Below are 17,007 nucleotides of genomic sequence, written 5' to 3'. Positions count from 1 at the left end.
CTGCGGTCGCCACAGTCTCTCACTTGACGTGCGGACGAAAAGTCTCCATGATCGACAATACTCAGTAAACCTGACTATCAGGAATACTGAAAACCACACCTTCAGCAAGCACCTTTCAACGAAGAATGGAGTGTCCTCGATGAAGAGGAAGACCTGGGCGACCGCGGCCGGTGCCGCGCTCGCGATCACTGCGCTCGCGGGATGCACCGCGACAGCCGCCGACGGCGGGACAGAAGAAGGCCCCATCAAGGTCGGCGTGGTTCTGCCGATGACCGGCCCGTACGCCATCCTCGGCGGACCGGGTTCGGCGGCGATGGAACTGATGGCCGAACAGATCAACGCCGACGGCGGGATCGATGGCCGTCAGCTCGAACTCACGTTCAAGGACGACACGACCGACGTCACCCAGTCGGTCACCGAGTACAACCAGCTCGCCGCCTCCGGCGAGTATGACGTGCTCATCTCCTCGACCTTCGTGAGTGCCTCGGCAGCCATCTCGGAGAGCGCCATCTCGGCTCAGATCCCGACGCTGTCGCTCGGCCCGGTGAGCGCCTACGGCGACGGCAGCAACGAGTGGATCTATGTCGTTCCGGCGACCGCTGAAATCTACGGCGAGGCCATGGTCGAGTACTTCACCGCGATCGGCGTCGAGAAGATCGCCGTCGGCTACACCGGCGGCGACCTGTTCGGAACCGGCGGCAGCGAGGCGACGCTGAAGTATGCCGAGGAGGCGGGCCTTGAGATCGTGCTCAACGAGCCGTTCGACCAGGCAGCGACCGACTTCACGCCGCTCATCACGAAGGCACTCGACTCGGGTGCCGACGCGTTCCTCGTCTGGGGCGCGGGTCCTGCGCCGGCCATCATCACCGGTCAGTTCGCCGGAATGGGCGCCGGCAGCGGCATGGAGCTCTACATGACCGGCGCGCAGGCGAGCACGCTCTACAGCATCCCGGTCGGCGAGGCCGCTGAGGGCATCGTGCTCTCCAGCAACCTCGCGGTCGCCGGTGCCGCCCTTCCCGAGGGCAGCCTGAAGACGCAGATCGACGAGTTCGCCGCGCTGTGGGCGGCGTCGGATGCGGCAGCCGACTACCCGTACCCGCCGCAGTTCGCGTTCGAGGGTGCTGCCGCGCTGCAGCTCGTCAAGGCCGCGATCGAAGCGGCCGGCACGACCGACCACGCCGCCGTGCGTGACGCACTCGAGAACCTCGACGTGCTGACCGTCGTCGGCCGGAAGGCGTTCTCGCCGACCGACCACGTCGGATCGACGACCGCCGACCTGGCGATCGTGCAGATCCAAGGCGGGGACTTCATCGCGATCGACTACACGCTCGAGCGCTTTGCGGACCTGACCGACTGATGAACACCGGGGAAGGCGGTCGTCCGCTGCTCGAGATCGACGGCGTCTCACGCTCCTTCGGGGGTGTGCGGGCGACCGACGACGTGCACATGACGGTTGCCGACGGCGAACTGCGCGGCGTGATCGGACCCAACGGGGCCGGCAAGTCGACGCTGTTCAATCTCGTGAGCGGACATCTGACACCGAGCGCCGGGACGATCAGTCTCGGCGGCACGCGGATCGACCGCCTTCCCCCTCATCGTCGCGCCGAGCTCGGTGTCGCGATCGTGTTCCAAGGCTCACGGCTCTTTCCGGGGCTCTCGGTCCTCGAGAATGTCGCCGTCGGAGCACATGCCCGCACGAGCGCCGGGATCGCCTCGGCGATCCTCCGCACGAGCCGGCATCGCCGCGAGGAGCAGGAGATCTTCGAGGATGCGCGCGAAGCCCTGACCCGGGTCGGCCTGCGTGAATGGGTCAACAAGGAGGCCGGTGGCCTTCCCCTCGGACAACAACGACGGGTGCAACTGGCACGCGCTCTCGTCGCACGCCCCCGTCTGCTCCTGCTCGACGAGCCCGCCTCGGGTCTGCGATCGAACGAGCGTGGTGCCTTCGAAGACCTCGTTCGCGAGCTGCACGGTGACGGCGTCACGGTGCTGCTCATCGAACACGATGTGGGCCTCGTGATGCGGCTCGCCGATCAGATCACGGTGCTCGACCTCGGCCGCGTGATCGCCGACGGCACGCCCGACGTGATCCGCACCGACCCTCACGTCATCGAGGCCTACCTGGGAACGGGAGACCACCATGCTGCACATTCGTGATCTCGTGGTCACGTACGGCGCTGCCACGGCTCTGGACGGCGTCAGCCTCGACGTCGAAGCGGGCGAGATGGTCGCCCTCGTCGGGCCGAATGGAGCCGGCAAGACGACGACTCTGAACGCCATCAGCGGTGTGGTTCCGACGGCATCGGGAACGATCGAGATCGACGGACGCAGCGCGCAAGTGCCCGAAGGGCGACAGATGTTCGCCGATCTCTCCGTCGACGACAACCTGCGCCTGGGAGCGTGGCGGATGCCGCGGCGCGACCGCAACACCGACCGCATCTACGACGTGATCCCCGACCTGGTGCCGCTCCGGCGCCAGCGCGCTGGCCTGCTCTCCGGTGGTCAGCAACAGATGGTCGCGATCGGCCGTGCGCTCATGGCCCGACCCGATGTGCTGCTCATCGACGAGCTCTCTCTCGGACTGGCTCCGCTCATCGCGGCGCGCCTGATCGAGCACCTCCGCGAGGTCAACCGCGACGAGGGCACCACGATCCTTCTCGTCGAGCAGGAGGTCGACCTCGCGTTCGACCTGTGCTCGCGGGCCTATGTGCTCGAAGCCGGTCGCGTCGTCGCCCAGGGAGCGACCGAAGAGCTGCGGGCCGACCCGCAGCTCGCCGCCATCTACCTGGGCACCGCCATGACGCGAAGCGAGAAATCATGAGCACCTTCCTCACCTTCCTCGTGTCCGGACTGGCCGTCGGGGCGACGTTCGCCCTCATCGGCAGCGGCTTCGTCGTGGTGCACCGCGTCACCAACGTCGTGAACTTCACCCAGGGCACGCTGACGGTTCTCGGCGGTCTGGTCGCGTACTCACTGCTCGGCATGGGGATTCCGCACGGGCTGGGCGAGATCGGCGCGGTGCTCATCGCTGCCGCGGCGGGACTCGTTGTCGGCCTGATCACCCTGTCGCGACCCGGAACGCCGCCCTTCGTCGCCCTCCTCGTCACGCTCGGTCTGGCGTTCTTCGGAACGGCGATCATCATCCTGTTCTGGGGCCAGAATCCGATCTCGCCGCCGGGGCTCGAGGGCTCGGTCGAGATCGCCGGCGTCGGGATCGAGTCGCAACGCGTTCTCATCGTCATTGTGACGCTCGTGGTGTTCGCCGCGATGTGGCTGTTCTTCGAACGCACCGACCTCGGTCGTGGGATGTCGGCTGCCGCGTCGAACCCTCGAGCCGCTCGACTCGTCGGTATCGAGATCCGGCGGATGGGGTTCGCCGCCTTCGCGATCGCGGGGGCGCTCGGCGGCCTTGCGGGCGTGCTGATCGCCCCGACCCTGCCGCTCTCGGTCTACTCCGACCTCCCGCTCGCACTGAGCGGCTTCGCTGCCGCGGTCTTCGGCGGGCTGAGCAGCCCCCTTCGCACGCTCATCGGCGCCATGGTGCTCGGAGTGTCGGGCCAAATGGTCGCCGGGTACTTGAACGGTTCGTTCCAGACCCAACTCGCCCTCGTCATGATGCTCGTCGTCATGATCGCGCGGCACCGCTCGCTCACCACGGAGGAAGCGAAATGAGACGTCTCGTCCCGTACATCCCGATCGCCGCCTTCGCGGTCGCGGCCCTCATCGTGCCGCTGTTCATGCGCGACCTCACCTTCGTGATGCAGACGCTGCTATCGATGATCGTCGTCGTGGGGCTCACGCTCTTCATGGGCTACGCCGGCCAGGCCTCTCTCGGTCAGGCGGCGTTCGTGGCGGTCGGGGCCCTCACTGTCGGCGTTCTCTGCCGCCAGTTCGGCTTGCCGCCGGCCGTCGGCCTGATCGCCGCCCCGGTGGTCGCGGGCGTCTTCGCGATCGTGATCGGAGCGCCCCTGTTGAGGTTGCGCGGCCACTACCTTGCGTTCGGCACGCTCGCCGTGCTGTTGCTCGTGCACCTCGTGATGAGCACTGTGCCGCTGTTCGGTGGCGGGGTCGGGATCATGGGGATTCCGCCGCTCCTTCCCGGCGGGCAGTTGGGCTACGTCTATCTCGCGATCGGGATCCTGGTCGGTGCGCTCGTCGTTTCCCAGCATCTCGTCGACAGTCGCTTCGGTCGCGGCATGCGGGCGCTTCGCGGGAGCGAGACGGCCGCTGCGTCGTCGGGCGTGCCTGTGCTCCGCAGCAAGATCAACGTGTTCGCGCTATCGGCCGTCTTCGCGGGCTTTGCGGGGGCGCTCTCGGCGTTCTTCATCCCGTTCGTGAGCCAGGACTCGTTCCCCGCCTCGAAATCCTTCGAGTACGTGATCATGGCCGTCGTCGGCGGGATCGGCTCGCTCTGGGGCGGCATCGTCGGCGTGCTCGTGATCGCCGTCCTGCTACAGGTGCTCAACGTGCTCAGCACGATGCCGGGCCTGCCTGCAACCGCCGGCACGACGCTTCAGTTCGCCGGATACGCCATCGTGCTCGTCGTCGTGCTGCTGTTCCTTCCGGATGGCATCGTGCCGAGCATCCAGAAGTGGTGGCGCCGCCGCAACGCACGCCTCACGCCCATCGCGGCCTGACCGCGCGGGCCTTAGAGCGTGAAGGCCCGCGTGATGAGGTCGGTCTGCTCCGCCGCGGAACGCTTTGACGAGCCGGTCGCGGTGGCGGCGGATGCCGCACGCGACACGACGCGGATCGTGCGACCCAGCGGCAGGCGTGGGGCGAGCTCCATCAGCATGAACGGCCACGCGCCCTGGTTCTCCGGTTCCTCCTGCACCCAGACGATCTCGGCGTGCGGGTAGCGGGTGACCACGTCGGTGATCGCGGCTTGTGCGAGCGGGTAGTACTGCTCGAAGCGAACCAGGGCGAACTTCTCGGCGTGCTCGTGCTTCTCGAGCTCGGCGAGAAGGTCGTAATGCAACTTGCCGGAGTGCAACAGAACGCGCTGCACGGCGGCCGTGTCGGTGATCCTCGCGTCGTCGATGATCGGCTCGAACCTGCCGCTCGTGAAGTCGGCGACCTCGCTCGTCGCGCCGCGCAGACGCAGCATCGACTTCGGCGTGAAGACGATCAGCGGGCGGCGCGGCCGGGCGTAGGCCTGACGCCGCAGCAGATGGAAGTACGACGCCGGGGTCGACGGACGGGCGATCGTCATGTTGTCTTCGGCCGCGAGCTGCAGGAAGCGCTCGATGCGCGCCGACGAGTGGTCGGGCCCCTGGCCCTCGTACCCATGCGGCAAGAGCAGTACGACGGAGGAGCGCTGGCCCCACTTCTGTTCGGCGCTCGAGATGAAGGTGTCGATGATGGTCTGCGCGCCGTCGACGAAGTCGCCGAACTGGGCCTCCCAGAGCACGAGCGCGTCGGGGCGTTCGACCGAGTAGCCGTACTCGAACCCGAGCGCGGCGTACTCCGACAGCAGTGAGTCGTAGATCCAGAACTTCGCCTGGTTCTCGGTCAGGTTCGCGAGCGGCAGCCACTCCTGGCCGTTCTCGCGGTCGTGGAACACCGCATGGCGCGAGACGAAGGTGCCGCGACGGGCATCCTGGCCGACGAGGCGCACCGGGGTGCCCTCCGTCAGCAGCGACCCGAGCGCGAGGAGTTCGCCGAAGCCCCAGTCGATGAGGCCGCTGCGGCTCATCTCGGTGCGCTTGTTGAGCAGCTGCCGCAGCTTCGGGTGAACCGTGAAGCCCTCCGGCAGGTTGCCGTGCGCGTCGCCGATCTGCTCGACGAGCGCCTGCGAGATGCCGGTGGTCTCGGGTTCGCCGGCGGTGTCGTCCTGTTGCGCGTCGGGACGCTCCAGGTCGGCCACCGGCTGGCTGTCGGTACTGACCACCGGGATCGTGCCCGTCTGCGCGGCGTGGGTTTCGGCGAACGCGCGCTCGAGGCGCTCCTGGAAGTCCTTGTGGGCGGCCTCGAACTCCTCCTGGGTGATGTCACCACGGCCGACGAGCGCCTCCGTATAGAGGTTGCGAACGCTGCGCTTGGCTTCGATGAGCGTCGTCATCAGCGGCTGCGTCATCGACGGGTCGTCGCCCTCGTTGTGCCCGCGACGGCGGTAGCAGATGAGGTCGACGACGACATCCTTCTTGAACTTCTGCCGGTAGGCGAAGGCGTGCTCCGCGACGCGCACGACGGCCTCAGGGTCGTCGCCGTTCACGTGGAAGATCGGCGCCTGGATGGTCTTGGCGACATCCGAGGCGTAGATCGAGCTGCGGGCCTCCGACGGCGGCGTGGTGAAGCCGACCTGGTTGTTGATGACGACGTGGATGGTGCCGCCGGTGCGGTACGCGCGCAGCTGCGACATCTGCAGCTGCTCCATCACGATGCCCTGACCCGCCATCGAGGCGTCGCCGTGAACCAGCAGCGGCAGCACGCTGAACGTGCCCGGAGCGCTGCGGTCTTGCTTGGCGCGCACGATGCCTTCGAGCACTCCGTCGACGGCTTCCAGGTGCGACGGGTTCGCGGCGAGGTACACCGCGACCTCTTTGCCGGTCATCGACGTGAAGGTTCCCTCGGTGCCGAGGTGATACTTCACGTCTCCCGAGCCCTGCACGGTCTTGGGGTCCTGCGTGCCCTCGAACTCCCGGAAGATCTGACCGTAGGTCTTGCCGGCGATGTTGGTGAGCACGTTGAGCCGGCCGCGGTGGGCCATGGCGATGGCGACTTCCTCAAGACCCGCCTCGGCGGCGCCCTGCAGGATCTCGTCGAGCAGCGCGATCGTCGACTCGCCGCCTTCGAGGCTGAAGCGCTTCTGCCCGACGTACTTCGTCTGCAGGAACGTCTCGAATGCCTCGGCCTCGTTGAGCTTCGACAGGATGCGCAGCTGCTCTTCCTTCGTCGGCTTCTGGTACGGCCGCTCGAGGCGTTCCTGGAACCAGGCGCGCTCCTCGGGATTCTGGATGTGCATGTACTCGATGCCGACGGTGCGGCAGTACGAGTCGCGCAGCACGCCGAGCACCTCGCGCAGCAGGGCGCTGCGCTTGCCGGCGAAGCCGCCGACGACGTATTCGCGGTCGAGGTCCCAGAAGGTGAGGCCGTGGCTCGAGAGGTCGAGGTCGGGGTGCGACCGCTGCACGTACTCGAGCGGGTCGATGTCGGCCATCAGGTGGCCGCGCACCCGGTAGTGGTTGATCAGCTCCTGCACGCGCGCCGTCTTCGACACCCGCTCGGAGAGGTCGACGTTGATGTCTTCGGCCCAGTGGATCGGGTCGTACGGGATGCGCAGCGACGCGAAGATGTTCTCGTAGAAGTCGCGCTCGCCGATGAGCAGCTCGTGCACCTTCTTGAGGAATTCCCCCGACCCGGCGCCCTGGATGACGCGGTGGTCGTAGGTCGACGTCAGTGTGATCGTCTTGCCGATGCCCAGTTCGGCGAGCGTCTTCGCGCTCGACCCCTGGAACGCCGCCGGGTACTCGAGGGCTCCGGCGCCGATGATGCAGCCCTGGCCCTTCATGAGCCGCGGCACGGAGTGCTCGGTGCCGATGCCCCCGGGGTTGGTGAGCGAGATCGTGATGCCCTTGAAGTCATCCGCCGTCAGCTTGTTCGCCCGGGCGCGGGCGACGACGTCTTCGTAGGCGGCGAGGAAGTCGCCGAACGACATGGTGTCGGCACGCTTGATGCCCGGAACCATGAGCGAGCGCGTGCCGTCGGGCTTGGGCAGGTCGATCGCGATGCCGAGGTTCACGTGCGCCGGGGCGACGACGCTCGGCTTGCCGTCGGGCTCGTCGTAGAAGACGTTCTGGCTGGGAAACTCTTTCAGCACCTGCACCATCGCCCAGGCGATGAGGTGCGTGAACGACACCTTGCCGCCGCGGGCGCGCTTCAGGTGGTTGTTGATCACGATCCGGTTGTCGATCATGAGCTTCGCCGGGATGGTGCGCACGCTGGTCGCAGTCGGAACGGTGAGGCTGGCATCCATGTTGACCGCGAGGGTCTTCTGCATGCCCTTGAGCTGGGTGACGACGTCTTCCTCGACGGAGTCGGGGGCCGGGGCGGCCTGCGGAGCGTCGGCCGGGATCGGCTGCGGCTTCGCGGGGGCGTTGGTGGTACGTGCGACAGGCGTGCTGGCGGTCGTCGATGCGGGCGCGGCGGGGGCCGGAGCGCTCTCGGTGATCACGGCGGGGATCTGCGCTTCGCCGTCGACCTGGTTCTGCGGGTCGGGCTCGGTCTCGGCTGCCGGGGCCGGGTCAGCGGGCGCTGCCTCAGGAGTCGCTGCCTCAGGAGTCGCTGCCTCAGGAGTGGATGGCGCCTCAGCCGCCGGTGCGGATTCCGCGGGAGCACCGCTGCGACGCTGCTCGAGCACGGGCCACCAGCTCTGATCGACGGAGTTCTTGTCGACGAGGTACCTTTCGTACATCTCGTCGACGAGCCACTCGTTGGCGCCGAACTCGTCTTCTGATGTGATCCCGGTTACGGGGCTCGACACGGTGAACCGCCCACTCTCATTGCGTTGAGGTCTGTTGTGTGTGGTGGCGTTTTGAAGCCGCTCCAGCTTAGGCGCTCGCCCGGATAAGTTTGGCCGCATGCGGTTCTCCAGCACTCTCCCGGCACACGATTTGACCTATTCGGATGTTTTCTTGATTCCGAGCCGATCGGGGGTCGCCAGCCGCCTCGATGTCGACCTCGCTCCCGACGACGGCTCGGGGGCGACCATCCCGATCGTGGCCGCCAACATGAACTCGGTCACCGGGCCCCGGTTGGCGGCGGCCCTCGCCCGTCGCGGCGGGCTCGGCGTGCTACCGCAAGACCTCGGAGTGGGCGAGGCCGTGGCGGCGGCCGCCTGGGTGAAAGAGCAGTCACCCGTGTGGGACGCCGCCGACGACGGACTGCCGGTCGTCGAAGCCACCGAACCCCGGGCCGCCTTCGATGCGCTCGCGGCGGGTGGGCACGATCGCGCGGCCGTCTCCGACGGGTCGTCGATCCTCGGGTCGATCACCCGCACCGGCGCGCTGCGCGGCACGATCTACCGCCCCGCCGTCGACGCGAGCGGTCGTCTCCGGGTCGCCGCGGCGCTGGGCATCAGCCGCGACATCGCCGGCAAAGCGAAAGCGCTCGCGGATGCCGGAGTCGACGTGCTCGTCATCGACACCGCCCACGGCCACCAGGAGGGGATGCTGAGCGCTCTCGAAGCGGTGCGCACACTCGACCTCGGCCTCCCCGTCGTCGCGGGCAACATCGTCACCGCCGAGGGGGTGCGCGACCTCGTCTCGGCGGGCGCGCACATCCTCAAGGTCGGCGTCGGCCCCGGCGCGATGTGCACGACGCGCATGATGACGGCCGTCGGGCGGCCACAATTCTCTGCCGTGCTCGAGACCACCGAAGCCGCGCGCGAACTCGGCGCGCACGTCTGGGCCGACGGCGGCGTGCGGTACCCGCGCGATGTCGCTCTCGCCCTCGCGGCCGGCGCCTCGAGCGTCATGATCGGCTCCTGGTTCGCCGGCACCCTGGAGTCTCCGGGGGAGGTCGAGACGGATGCCGACGGCCGACAGTACAAGGCGAGTTGGGGGATGGCGTCGACCAAGGCTGTCCACGAACGCTTCGACGGTATCGACCCCTACGAGCTCGCCCGCAAGGAACTGTTCGCGGAAGGCATCTCGTCGTCGAAGATCTACCTCGACCCCCTGCGTCCGAGCGTCGAAGACCTGCTCGACATGATCACCGCGGGTCTGCGCTCGTCCTTCAGCTACGCCGGCGCCCCCAACCTACGTTCGTTCCACGACCGCGCCGTCGTCGGCATCCAGTCGGCTGCCGGCTACGAGGAGGGCAAGGCCCTGCCGGTGAGTTGGTAGCGGTCTCAACGGGTTGAGTGCCGCCGAAGGCGGTGTATCGATACGCGACCGGCTTCGCCGGGCGCTACTCAACCCGCGGGCGGGTGCCTAGGCTGCTGACATGCCTGAGCTGCACATCACGGGGGATGCCGACGCGGATCGGCTGTTGAGCGAGGAGCCGTTGGCGCTGCTGGTGGGGATGTTGCTCGATCAGCAGGTGCCCATGGAGACCGCGTTCGCCGGCCCGACGAAGATCAAGCAGCGACTCGGGGCGTTCGACGCCGCCACGATTGCCGGGGCCGACCCGGAGAAGTTGGTCGAGGTGTTCAAGCAGACGCCCGCCGTGCACCGGTTCCCGGGGTCGATGGCGGAGCGCACGCAGGCCCTGTGCGCGGCACTGGTCGCCGACTGGGGTGGGGATGCCGCCCGCATCTGGACCGACGGTGACCCCGACGGCGCGACCGTGCTCGCGCGGCTGAAGGCGCTGCCCGGGTTCGGGGAGCAGAAGGCGAAGATCTTCCTGGCACTGCTCGGCAAGCAGTACGGCTTGACCGCCCCCGGCTGGGAGTCGGCCGCCGGTTCCTACGGGGAGACGGGCAGCTACCGGTCGGTTGCCGATATCGTTGATGCTTCCTCCCTCACGAAGGTGCGGGAGTTCAAGAAAGCGGTGAAAGCGGCCGCGAAGGAGAAGTAGCACCCTCGATGGACGACCCTCCGTCTGCCCATAGACAGTCGCCGACGTTCGGCGAGACCCGATGAGCTCCGAGATCATCCTGCTCATCGTCGGTCTGCTGCTGACCGTCGGCACCGGCCTGTTCGTGGCGAGCGAGTTCGCGCTCGTCAACCTCGACCGCCCCGAACTCGAAGCCCGTCAGGCGCGGGGCGAGAAGCGCCTCGGCCCGACCATCCGGGCGCTGAAGATCACCTCGACGCACCTCTCGAGCGCGCAACTGGGCATCACCCTCACCACGCTGCTCACCGGGTACACCCTCGAGCCGGCCTTCAGCTCCTTCCTGCACCCCCCGCTCACCGCGATCGGCCTGCCCGACGGCGCGGTACCGGTTGTCGCGACGATCGTCGCGGTCGCGGTCGCCACCCTGCTGTCGATGATCATCGGCGAGCTGGTGCCGAAGAACTTCGCGCTCGCGCTGCCACGCCAGACGGCGAAGATCGTCATCCCGTTCCAGACGCTGTTCACCACCGTGTTCCGCCCGGCGATCTCGCTGCTCAACGGAACCGCCAACGCCATCCTGCGCGCCATCGGCATCGAACCGCGGGAGGAGATCTCGGCCGCGCGTACGGCCGATGAACTCCGCAGCCTGGTGCGGCGTTCCGCGAAGGAGGGGTCACTCGACCAGGACACCGCGACCCTGCTTGCCCGCACGCTCGTCTTCTCCAGCCACACCGCATCCGACGTCATGACCCCGCGCCCACGCATCTCGAGTGTCAACAAGTCGGCTGCCGCCTCCGCCGTCATCGACCTCGCCCGCGCAACCGGGTATTCGCGGTTTCCGGTCGTCGACGAGGACATCGACGACATCGTCGGACTCGTGCACCTCAAGCAGGCGGTCGCCGTGCCGCGTGACCGCCGCGCCGAGGTGCCGGTGTCGGCGTTGCAGTCCGAAGCGCTGCGGGTGCCCGAGACGATGAAACTCGACACCCTGCTCGCCGAGCTGCGCGGCCGCAGCTACCAGATGGCCGTCGTCGTGGATGAGTACGGGGGCACCGCGGGAGTCGCGACGCTCGAAGATCTCGTCGAAGAACTGGTCGGCGAGGTGTCGGACGAACACGACCGCTCCCGGGCTGATGTCGTGCGCAGCCGCGACTGGCTGACATTCCCCGGGGCGCTTCGCCCCGACGAACTCGCCGACCGCGCGGCTGTCGTCGTGCCCGAAGACGGCCCCTACGAGACCGTCGCGGGGTGGGTCATGGCCGAACTCGGCCGCCTCGCCGAGGTCGGCGACACCGTCGAGGTGGATGCCGGAGTATTCCGGGTCGAGCGGATGGACGGGCGGCGCATCGACCGGATCCGATTCACGCCGACGCCCCCGGTGACCGGCGAGATCGCCGTGCAGAAGGACGCGTCCGCGCGGAACAGCGAGGGGGAGAAGTGATTCCGCTCGCTGCCGACGCGTCGGGCGGTGTCGACTGGATGGGCATCGGCTGGCTGGGCCTCCTGTTGCTCGTCAACGCGTTCTTCGTCGCTGCCGAGTTCGCCGTCATCTCTGCCCGCCGCTCCCAGATCGAGCCGCGCGCGGAAGCCGGATCCCGAGCGGCCAAGACTGCGCTGTGGGCCATGGAGCATGCGACGCTCATGCTGGCGACGAGCCAGCTCGGCATCACGGTGTCCTCACTCCTGATCCTCAACGTCTCCGAACCGGCCATTCACCGTCTGCTCGAGATCCCGCTCGCACTCACCGGCTGGTCCGAAGACGTGATCGCCGGGCTCGCGTTCGTCATCGCGCTCGTCATCGTCTCGTTCCTGCACGTCGTGCTCGGCGAGATGGTGCCGAAGAACATCTCGTTCTCGGTTCCCGACCGGTCGGTGCTGATTCTCGCCACCCCGTTGGTCGCGGTCGCCACCGTGCTCACGCCGGTGATCTGGTCGCTCAATGCGATCGCGAACGGGGTGTTGCGCCTGTTCCGGGTCGAGCCGAAAAATGAGGCGACGAGTGCGTTCACCGCCGACGAGGTGCAGACGATCATCGCCACCTCGACGCGCGAAGGGGTGCTGACCGACCCGACCGGCACGCTCAGCAACGCGTTCGAGTTCACCGAGAAGAGGGTGCGGGATGTCGCCCTCGGCAGCGAGCAACTCGTCACCTTGCCCGAAGACGCGACGCCGGCCGACGTGGAACGCGCGGTGTCGCAGCACGGCTTCAGTCGCTACATCCTGGTGAACGATGCCGGCGAGCCGAGCGGCTACGTGCATCTGAAGGACGTCATCGACCTGCGCGCCGACGAGTTCGACGACCCGGTGCCGCCGAAGCGCATCCGGCAACTGGTGTCGGTGTTCCGGGACTCCGAACTCGAGGACGCTCTCGCCATGATGCGCCGTACCGGCGCGCACGTGGCGCGGGTGTTCGACGAGCACGGGGCGACGAAGGGCGTGCTCTTCCTCGAAGACATCATCGAGACCCTCGTCGGCGAGGTGCAGGACGCCACCCGGCGTCGCTGACACCTGGGAATTCCGTGGATCGGGCCGTAGTGCCTCATGTCAAGATGCTCGCGAAAGCGGGGTGCGTGCCTCACCTGGTTTTGCTCGCGAAACGCCCGCGGTGAGGGCGGTGGTTTTGGCGGCGGCGAGGTGGATCAGGCGGGTTTGGATCGCGGTGATCTGCCTCGTCAGCTCGGCGGGGTTCGTGCTCGTGAACAGCGCAGCCAGCTCGGCTGTCTTCTGGGCTGTGAGGGCGCCGGAGTCGACGAGTCGCTGGTGCGGGGTGCGTGGGGCGTCGTAGACGCGGACGCTGTGGCCGTTGCGGTTGGTGCGGTAGCCGATCGCTTTGGCCGTCGCGGTGAAGAGGTTCAGCCTGACTCTGACGAGGGCGTAGAGGTCGTTCAGCAGCCGCAGCTCGGTGGGGGTGTCGTAGCGGTAGTGGAACGCGTGCCGACGCACCACGTCGCCGTTCTTCTGTTCGACGTGGGCGTTGTCGTTGGAGTGGTAGGGCCGCGCCCGGGTGAAGAACAGGTCCCGCTCGGCCGCCCAGCCGATGAGTGCCTCGTTGATGAACTCGCCGCCGTTGTCGCTGTCAATGCCGGTCAGCCGGAACGGCAGCCGCGCCTCGATCACCGGCATCGCCTCGAGCACCCACCGGTGCGCCCCGTTTCTGAGGCCGATGTTCTCGGTCCACCCGGTGTGCACGTCGGTGACGGTCAGGGTGCGGCAGAACTCGCCTTTCAACGTCGGCCCGCAGTGCAGCACCAGATCGATCTCGCAGAACCCGGGAGTCTGCTCGTGCTCGTCACCGGCCTTGCGGACCGTGATCGAGGTTCGCAGCAACGGCCCGGGCTTGGTGCCCGAGATCCCGGTCAGTCTCATCCCGTCCCTGGTGGGCTTCAGGAGCCGGTCGATCGTCGCCCCCGACACGGTCAGCAGCTGCGCCCGGGTGTGCTCGCTGAGCCGGTGCGTGTCGTCTCCGAACTCGCCGTGCTCGATGAGCTTGGGCAGCCAGATCCCCATCGTCGCGGCCAGGTACTTCCCCGACGGCTGCCCCGCAAGCATCCACACCACGATCAGCAGCCTGAGCGTGTCATACCCGTAGGTGCGCGGTCGCGGCACCCGCTTCACCGCCCGCTGCGGGCCGCGGCGCTTGCCCGCAGCAGTCACCTGCCGGCGCGCGTTCGCCCGCGACCAGCCCGTGGTCGCGACCAGCTCGTCCAGCATCCGCCCCCGCGCCCGCTTCGACCCGGCCGCGTACTCGCGGGCGTACTTCTTCGTAATCTCACGCTTGGCCGACATCGACAACGAACCCATCCCACCAGCACACCCCAGCGCCCGACGCGTGGCCAGCGTTTCGCGAGCAGATCCCAAATGAGGCACGCACCCCATTTCGCGAGCACTTTAGGTGAGTCTCGTCGCGGGCTATCCCCGGGGCGTAACACTGCGTAACATTCGGAGGAAGCCTGACCGCGCGCGGTTCGGGAGCGCGGTCGCCAAGTTTCGAGAGGACCCTCCGATGGACAGCATGATGATGGACATGATGAAGTCCATGCCCGCCGACAAGATGATGGGCATGGAGATGTCGATGATGCAGGAGTGCATCGAGACGTGTTCGGCGGCAGCGATGGCCGCGACGATGTGCGCGGACTCCGACACCGGTGCCGACATGGCGAAGTGCTCGTCGATGTGCTCGAACATGGCCGATGTCGCCACCGCCATGATGCGCATGATGATGCGCCCGGCCGGCTACGACATGGCGAGCATGCGCGCGATGATGATGGCCTGCGTCGAGATGGGCAAGTCGTGCTCGGCTGAGTGCATGATGCACGCCGACATGGATGAGCACTGCCGCATGTGCGCGAAGGCGTGCGACGCGATGGTCATGGCCTGCGAGAAGGCCATGTCGTCGATGTCGATGGCCTGAGCGGCCGACCGACCGGCTCTATCGGGCCGGGTACCACTCCTGGCCGAGAGCGATGACCTCGGCCACCTGGTGATACGCGACGGGCTCGCCGACCGCGACCGGGGCGTCGGTGGTGACCCGCTCGATCGCGCCGGCGAAGGTCGCCAGTTCGACGACGCCATCCGCAACCGACACCACGAAGGCGTCACGCCAACCCGTGGGCGAGGCGCACGCGACGACCCGCTGAATCGCGAGGATCCGGGTCGTCGTGTTGTCGCTCATGGGTGGTCCTTTCGGTTTCCGCGAGCCTAAGCGCACCCACCAGCCGCCCGCAGGCGGGACGTCACGGAACGAAACAGAACACGTAACAGAGCGAAACCCCTACAGGCGGGCGCGCAGGTACTGCGGCGGCCAGTAGTCGAGGTCGACGCCGAGTTCCGTCGCGGCGCGCAGGGCGAAGTGCGGGTCGCGCAGCATCTCACGGCCCAGCATCACCGCATCCGCCTGACCCGACGAGACGATCTCGGCGGCCTGGCGCGGCTCGGTGATGCGACCCACCGTCGAGACCCGCACGTGAGCTGCCGCCGCGACGCGTTCGGCCAGCGGCACTTGATACCCCGGCCCCGACGGGATGTGCACCCCCGTGACGAGTCCGCCGCTGGAGATGTCGAACAGATCAGCACCGGCATCCCTGGCCCAGCCCGCGACGGTCGCGGTCTGGTGCTCGTCCCAGCCACCGTCGACATAGTCGGTCGCCGAGAAGCGCACGAACACCGGCACGTCGTCGCCCACCTCTGCCCGCATGCCCCGCACGATCTCGAGCAGCAGTCGCGCCCGATTCTCGAGCGAACCCCCGTAGGAGTCGTCGCGCACGTTCGACAGCGGCGAGAGGAACTGATGGATGAGGTAGCCGTGCGCCGCATGGATCTCGACGAGATCGAAGCCCGCATCCAGCGCCCGGCGTGCAGCGCCGACGAACGCGCCCACGACATCCTGGATCTCGTCGACCGTGAGGGCGCGGGGTGCCGCGTAGTCGCCGAAGGCGAGGTCGGATGCCGACACCGTCTGCCAGCCGCCCTCGGCTTCCGGCAGCGTGCCCTTGTGCCCATCGGCGCCCCACTCGGGATACGCCGAGGCCTTGCGGCCGGCGTGGGCGAGTTGGAGTCCGACGACGGCGCCCTGGGAGTGCACGAAGTCGGTGACGCGGCGCCACCCGGCGACCTGCTCGTCATTCCAGATGCCGGTGTCGTGTGGCGAGATGCGGCCCTCGGGCGTCACGCCGCTCGCCTCGGCGAATACCAAGCCGGCGCCGCCGCGGGCGAACGAGCCGAGATGTACGAGGTGCCAGTCGGTCGGCACGCCGTCGCGCTGCTCGACCGTGTACTGGCACATCGGCGATACCCAGATGCGATTACGGGCCCGCACACCGCGGAGGTCGATCGGGTCGAAGAGGGAGGTTCCGGCTGACACCGCGCCAACCTATCGTGAGGGCATGGGCGAAACCTTCGGTCGAGATGAGGCAGCGACCTGGATCGCGGTACCGCGTGACGACGACGACAAGTACTCCCGCGGGGTGGTGGGTTTCGTCACCGGGTCGGCCCGATATCCCGGGGCGGCGGTGCTCGGCGTGGAGGCCGCGCTGCGCACGGGCGTCGGGATGGTGCGCTACCTCGGTCCGGGGCGCGCGACGCGCCTCGTGCTCCAGCGGCGCCCGGAGGCGGTGACGACCGACGGCCGCGTGCAGGCGTGGGTGCTCGGCTCGGGTCAGGACCCCAAGGAGCGTGACGAGCTGACCCGCCTCCAGATCGACACCGCGCTGGGCCAGGGCGTTCCCGTGGTGCTCGACGCCGGAGCGCTCGACCTGTGGCCGCGTGTCGCTGGGCCGCGCGTGCTCACCCCGCACGCCGGCGAACTCGCGCGGTTGCTCGACGTCGACAGGGGCGACGTGCTGGCCGAGCGGGAGGCGAGCGCCCGGCGGGCAGCAGAGGTCACCGGCGGCATCGTGCTGCTCAAGGGAGCGGAGACCCTCGTCGCATCGTCCGGCGGCGAGCTGCTGCGGGTGCGCAACGCCACCCCGTGGCTGGCGACCGCCGGCGCAGGCGACGCGCTCGCCGGCATCC

General features: G+C 68.1%; 15 protein-coding genes. 11 read left to right on the top strand and 4 right to left on the bottom strand.

What is annotated here, in order from left to right; all coding sequences use genetic code 11:
* The first annotated feature begins 139 nt into the window (after window positions 1–139).
* Genes WBL06_RS15125 through WBL06_RS15105 form a run of 5 tightly spaced genes read left to right on the top strand, consistent with a single transcriptional unit; the run spans window position 140 to window position 4,637 of the window.
* A complete protein-coding gene (locus tag WBL06_RS15125) occupies window positions 140–1,357 on the top strand; it encodes an ABC transporter substrate-binding protein (RefSeq protein ID WP_424457447.1) in 1,218 nt (405 codons plus the stop codon).
* Window positions 1,357–2,157, top strand: a complete 801-nt coding sequence (locus WBL06_RS15120) for an ABC transporter ATP-binding protein (protein ID WP_424457445.1) — start codon at window positions 1,357–1,359, stop codon at window positions 2,155–2,157. The genes WBL06_RS15125 and WBL06_RS15120 overlap by 1 nt, the downstream gene beginning before the upstream one ends.
* Complete coding sequence (locus WBL06_RS15115) at window positions 2,141–2,821, top strand: ABC transporter ATP-binding protein (RefSeq protein ID WP_424457443.1); 681 nt, start codon at window positions 2,141–2,143, stop codon at window positions 2,819–2,821. The genes WBL06_RS15120 and WBL06_RS15115 overlap by 17 nt, the downstream gene beginning before the upstream one ends.
* Window positions 2,818–3,672 (top strand): branched-chain amino acid ABC transporter permease, encoded by an 855-nt coding sequence (locus WBL06_RS15110; RefSeq protein ID WP_424457441.1) that lies wholly within the window; start codon window positions 2,818–2,820, stop codon window positions 3,670–3,672. The genes WBL06_RS15115 and WBL06_RS15110 overlap by 4 nt, the downstream gene beginning before the upstream one ends.
* A complete protein-coding gene (locus WBL06_RS15105; RefSeq protein ID WP_424457439.1) occupies window positions 3,669–4,637 on the top strand; it encodes a branched-chain amino acid ABC transporter permease in 969 nt (322 codons plus the stop codon). Before WBL06_RS15110 ends, WBL06_RS15105 begins: the two co-directional genes overlap by 4 nt.
* Before the next feature lie 11 nt (window positions 4,638–4,648).
* Here the strand turns inward: WBL06_RS15105 and WBL06_RS15100 are convergent, their stop codons facing one another.
* A complete protein-coding gene (locus WBL06_RS15100) occupies window positions 4,649–8,482 on the bottom strand; it encodes a multifunctional oxoglutarate decarboxylase/oxoglutarate dehydrogenase thiamine pyrophosphate-binding subunit/dihydrolipoyllysine-residue succinyltransferase subunit (RefSeq protein WP_424457437.1) in 3,834 nt (1,277 codons plus the stop codon).
* A 97-nt stretch (window positions 8,483–8,579) separates the two neighbouring features.
* On the opposite strand from WBL06_RS15100, the gene WBL06_RS15095 reads away from it, so the two are divergent.
* The 4 genes from WBL06_RS15095 (at window position 8,580) to WBL06_RS15080 (ending at window position 13,002) form a co-directional block, all read left to right on the top strand.
* The gene (locus WBL06_RS15095) at window positions 8,580–9,845 is read left to right on the top strand and encodes an IMP dehydrogenase (RefSeq protein WP_424457435.1); all 1,266 of its coding nucleotides are present in this window, start codon (window positions 8,580–8,582) and stop codon (window positions 9,843–9,845) included.
* Window positions 9,846–9,945: 100 nt separating this feature from the next.
* Window positions 9,946–10,518: an HhH-GPD-type base excision DNA repair protein gene (locus WBL06_RS15090; protein ID WP_424457433.1), complete on the top strand. Its 573-nt coding sequence runs from the start codon at window positions 9,946–9,948 to the stop codon at window positions 10,516–10,518.
* A 61-nt stretch (window positions 10,519–10,579) separates the two neighbouring features.
* Window positions 10,580–11,938 (top strand): hemolysin family protein, encoded by a 1,359-nt coding sequence (locus tag WBL06_RS15085; RefSeq protein WP_424457431.1) that lies wholly within the window; start codon window positions 10,580–10,582, stop codon window positions 11,936–11,938.
* A gap of 38 nt (window positions 11,939–11,976) precedes the next feature.
* On the top strand, window positions 11,977–13,002 hold the full coding sequence (locus WBL06_RS15080; RefSeq protein ID WP_424457480.1) for a hemolysin family protein: 1,026 nt from the start codon (window positions 11,977–11,979) through the stop codon (window positions 13,000–13,002).
* A gap of 39 nt (window positions 13,003–13,041) precedes the next feature.
* Here the strand turns inward: WBL06_RS15080 and WBL06_RS15075 are convergent, their stop codons facing one another.
* A complete protein-coding gene (locus WBL06_RS15075) occupies window positions 13,042–14,283 on the bottom strand; it encodes an integrase catalytic domain-containing protein (protein ID WP_424457430.1) in 1,242 nt (413 codons plus the stop codon).
* Window positions 14,284–14,500: 217 nt separating this feature from the next.
* Between WBL06_RS15075 and WBL06_RS15070 the strand changes: the two genes are divergently transcribed.
* Window positions 14,501–14,908, top strand: coding sequence for an aldehyde dehydrogenase (locus tag WBL06_RS15070; protein WP_424457428.1), 408 nt, complete (start codon window positions 14,501–14,503; stop codon window positions 14,906–14,908).
* An 18-nt stretch (window positions 14,909–14,926) separates the two neighbouring features.
* Here the strand turns inward: WBL06_RS15070 and WBL06_RS15065 are convergent, their stop codons facing one another.
* Entirely contained in the window at window positions 14,927–15,169 is a 243-nt protein-coding gene (locus tag WBL06_RS15065; RefSeq protein WP_424457426.1) for a hypothetical protein, read from the bottom strand.
* A gap of 99 nt (window positions 15,170–15,268) precedes the next feature.
* Window positions 15,269–16,357, bottom strand: coding sequence for an NADH:flavin oxidoreductase/NADH oxidase (locus WBL06_RS15060; protein WP_424457424.1), 1,089 nt, complete (start codon window positions 16,355–16,357; stop codon window positions 15,269–15,271).
* Window positions 16,358–16,379: 22 nt separating this feature from the next.
* Between WBL06_RS15060 and WBL06_RS15055 the strand changes: the two genes are divergently transcribed.
* A partial coding sequence (locus WBL06_RS15055; RefSeq protein WP_424457422.1) for an ADP-dependent NAD(P)H-hydrate dehydratase occupies window positions 16,380–17,007 on the top strand: 628 nt, incomplete at its 3' end.

Origin of the sequence: Pseudolysinimonas sp., from assembly GCF_049651805.1 — a bacterium.
Taxonomy (GTDB): Bacteria; Actinomycetota; Actinomycetes; order Actinomycetales; family Microbacteriaceae; genus Pseudolysinimonas_A.
The sequence above is the reverse complement of the archived record's forward strand: the minus strand, read 5'-3'. Positions and strand labels throughout refer to the sequence as shown.

Bases quoted from the DNA above. Each gene is read 5' to 3' on its own strand.
- WBL06_RS15095 (WP_424457435.1), top strand. From the start codon at position 8,580: ATGCGGTTCTCCAGCACTCTCCCGGCACACGATTTGACCTATTCGGAT.
- WBL06_RS15090 (WP_424457433.1), top strand. From the start codon at position 9,946: ATGCCTGAGCTGCACATCACGGGGGATGCCGACGCGGATCGGCTGTTG.
- WBL06_RS15110 (WP_424457441.1), top strand. From the start codon at position 2,818: ATGAGCACCTTCCTCACCTTCCTCGTGTCCGGACTGGCCGTCGGGGCG.
- WBL06_RS15080 (WP_424457480.1), top strand. From the start codon at position 11,977: ATGGGCATCGGCTGGCTGGGCCTCCTGTTGCTCGTCAACGCGTTCTTC.
- WBL06_RS15115 (WP_424457443.1), top strand. From the start codon at position 2,141: ATGCTGCACATTCGTGATCTCGTGGTCACGTACGGCGCTGCCACGGCT.
- WBL06_RS15125 (WP_424457447.1), top strand. From the start codon at position 140: ATGAAGAGGAAGACCTGGGCGACCGCGGCCGGTGCCGCGCTCGCGATC.
- WBL06_RS15065 (WP_424457426.1), bottom strand. From the start codon at position 15,169: ATGAGCGACAACACGACGACCCGGATCCTCGCGATTCAGCGGGTCGTC.
- WBL06_RS15105 (WP_424457439.1), top strand. From the start codon at position 3,669: ATGAGACGTCTCGTCCCGTACATCCCGATCGCCGCCTTCGCGGTCGCG.
- WBL06_RS15085 (WP_424457431.1), top strand. From the start codon at position 10,580: ATGAGCTCCGAGATCATCCTGCTCATCGTCGGTCTGCTGCTGACCGTC.
- WBL06_RS15075 (WP_424457430.1), bottom strand. From the start codon at position 14,283: ATGTCGGCCAAGCGTGAGATTACGAAGAAGTACGCCCGCGAGTACGCG.
- WBL06_RS15120 (WP_424457445.1), top strand. From the start codon at position 1,357: ATGAACACCGGGGAAGGCGGTCGTCCGCTGCTCGAGATCGACGGCGTC.
- WBL06_RS15070 (WP_424457428.1), top strand. From the start codon at position 14,501: ATGGACAGCATGATGATGGACATGATGAAGTCCATGCCCGCCGACAAG.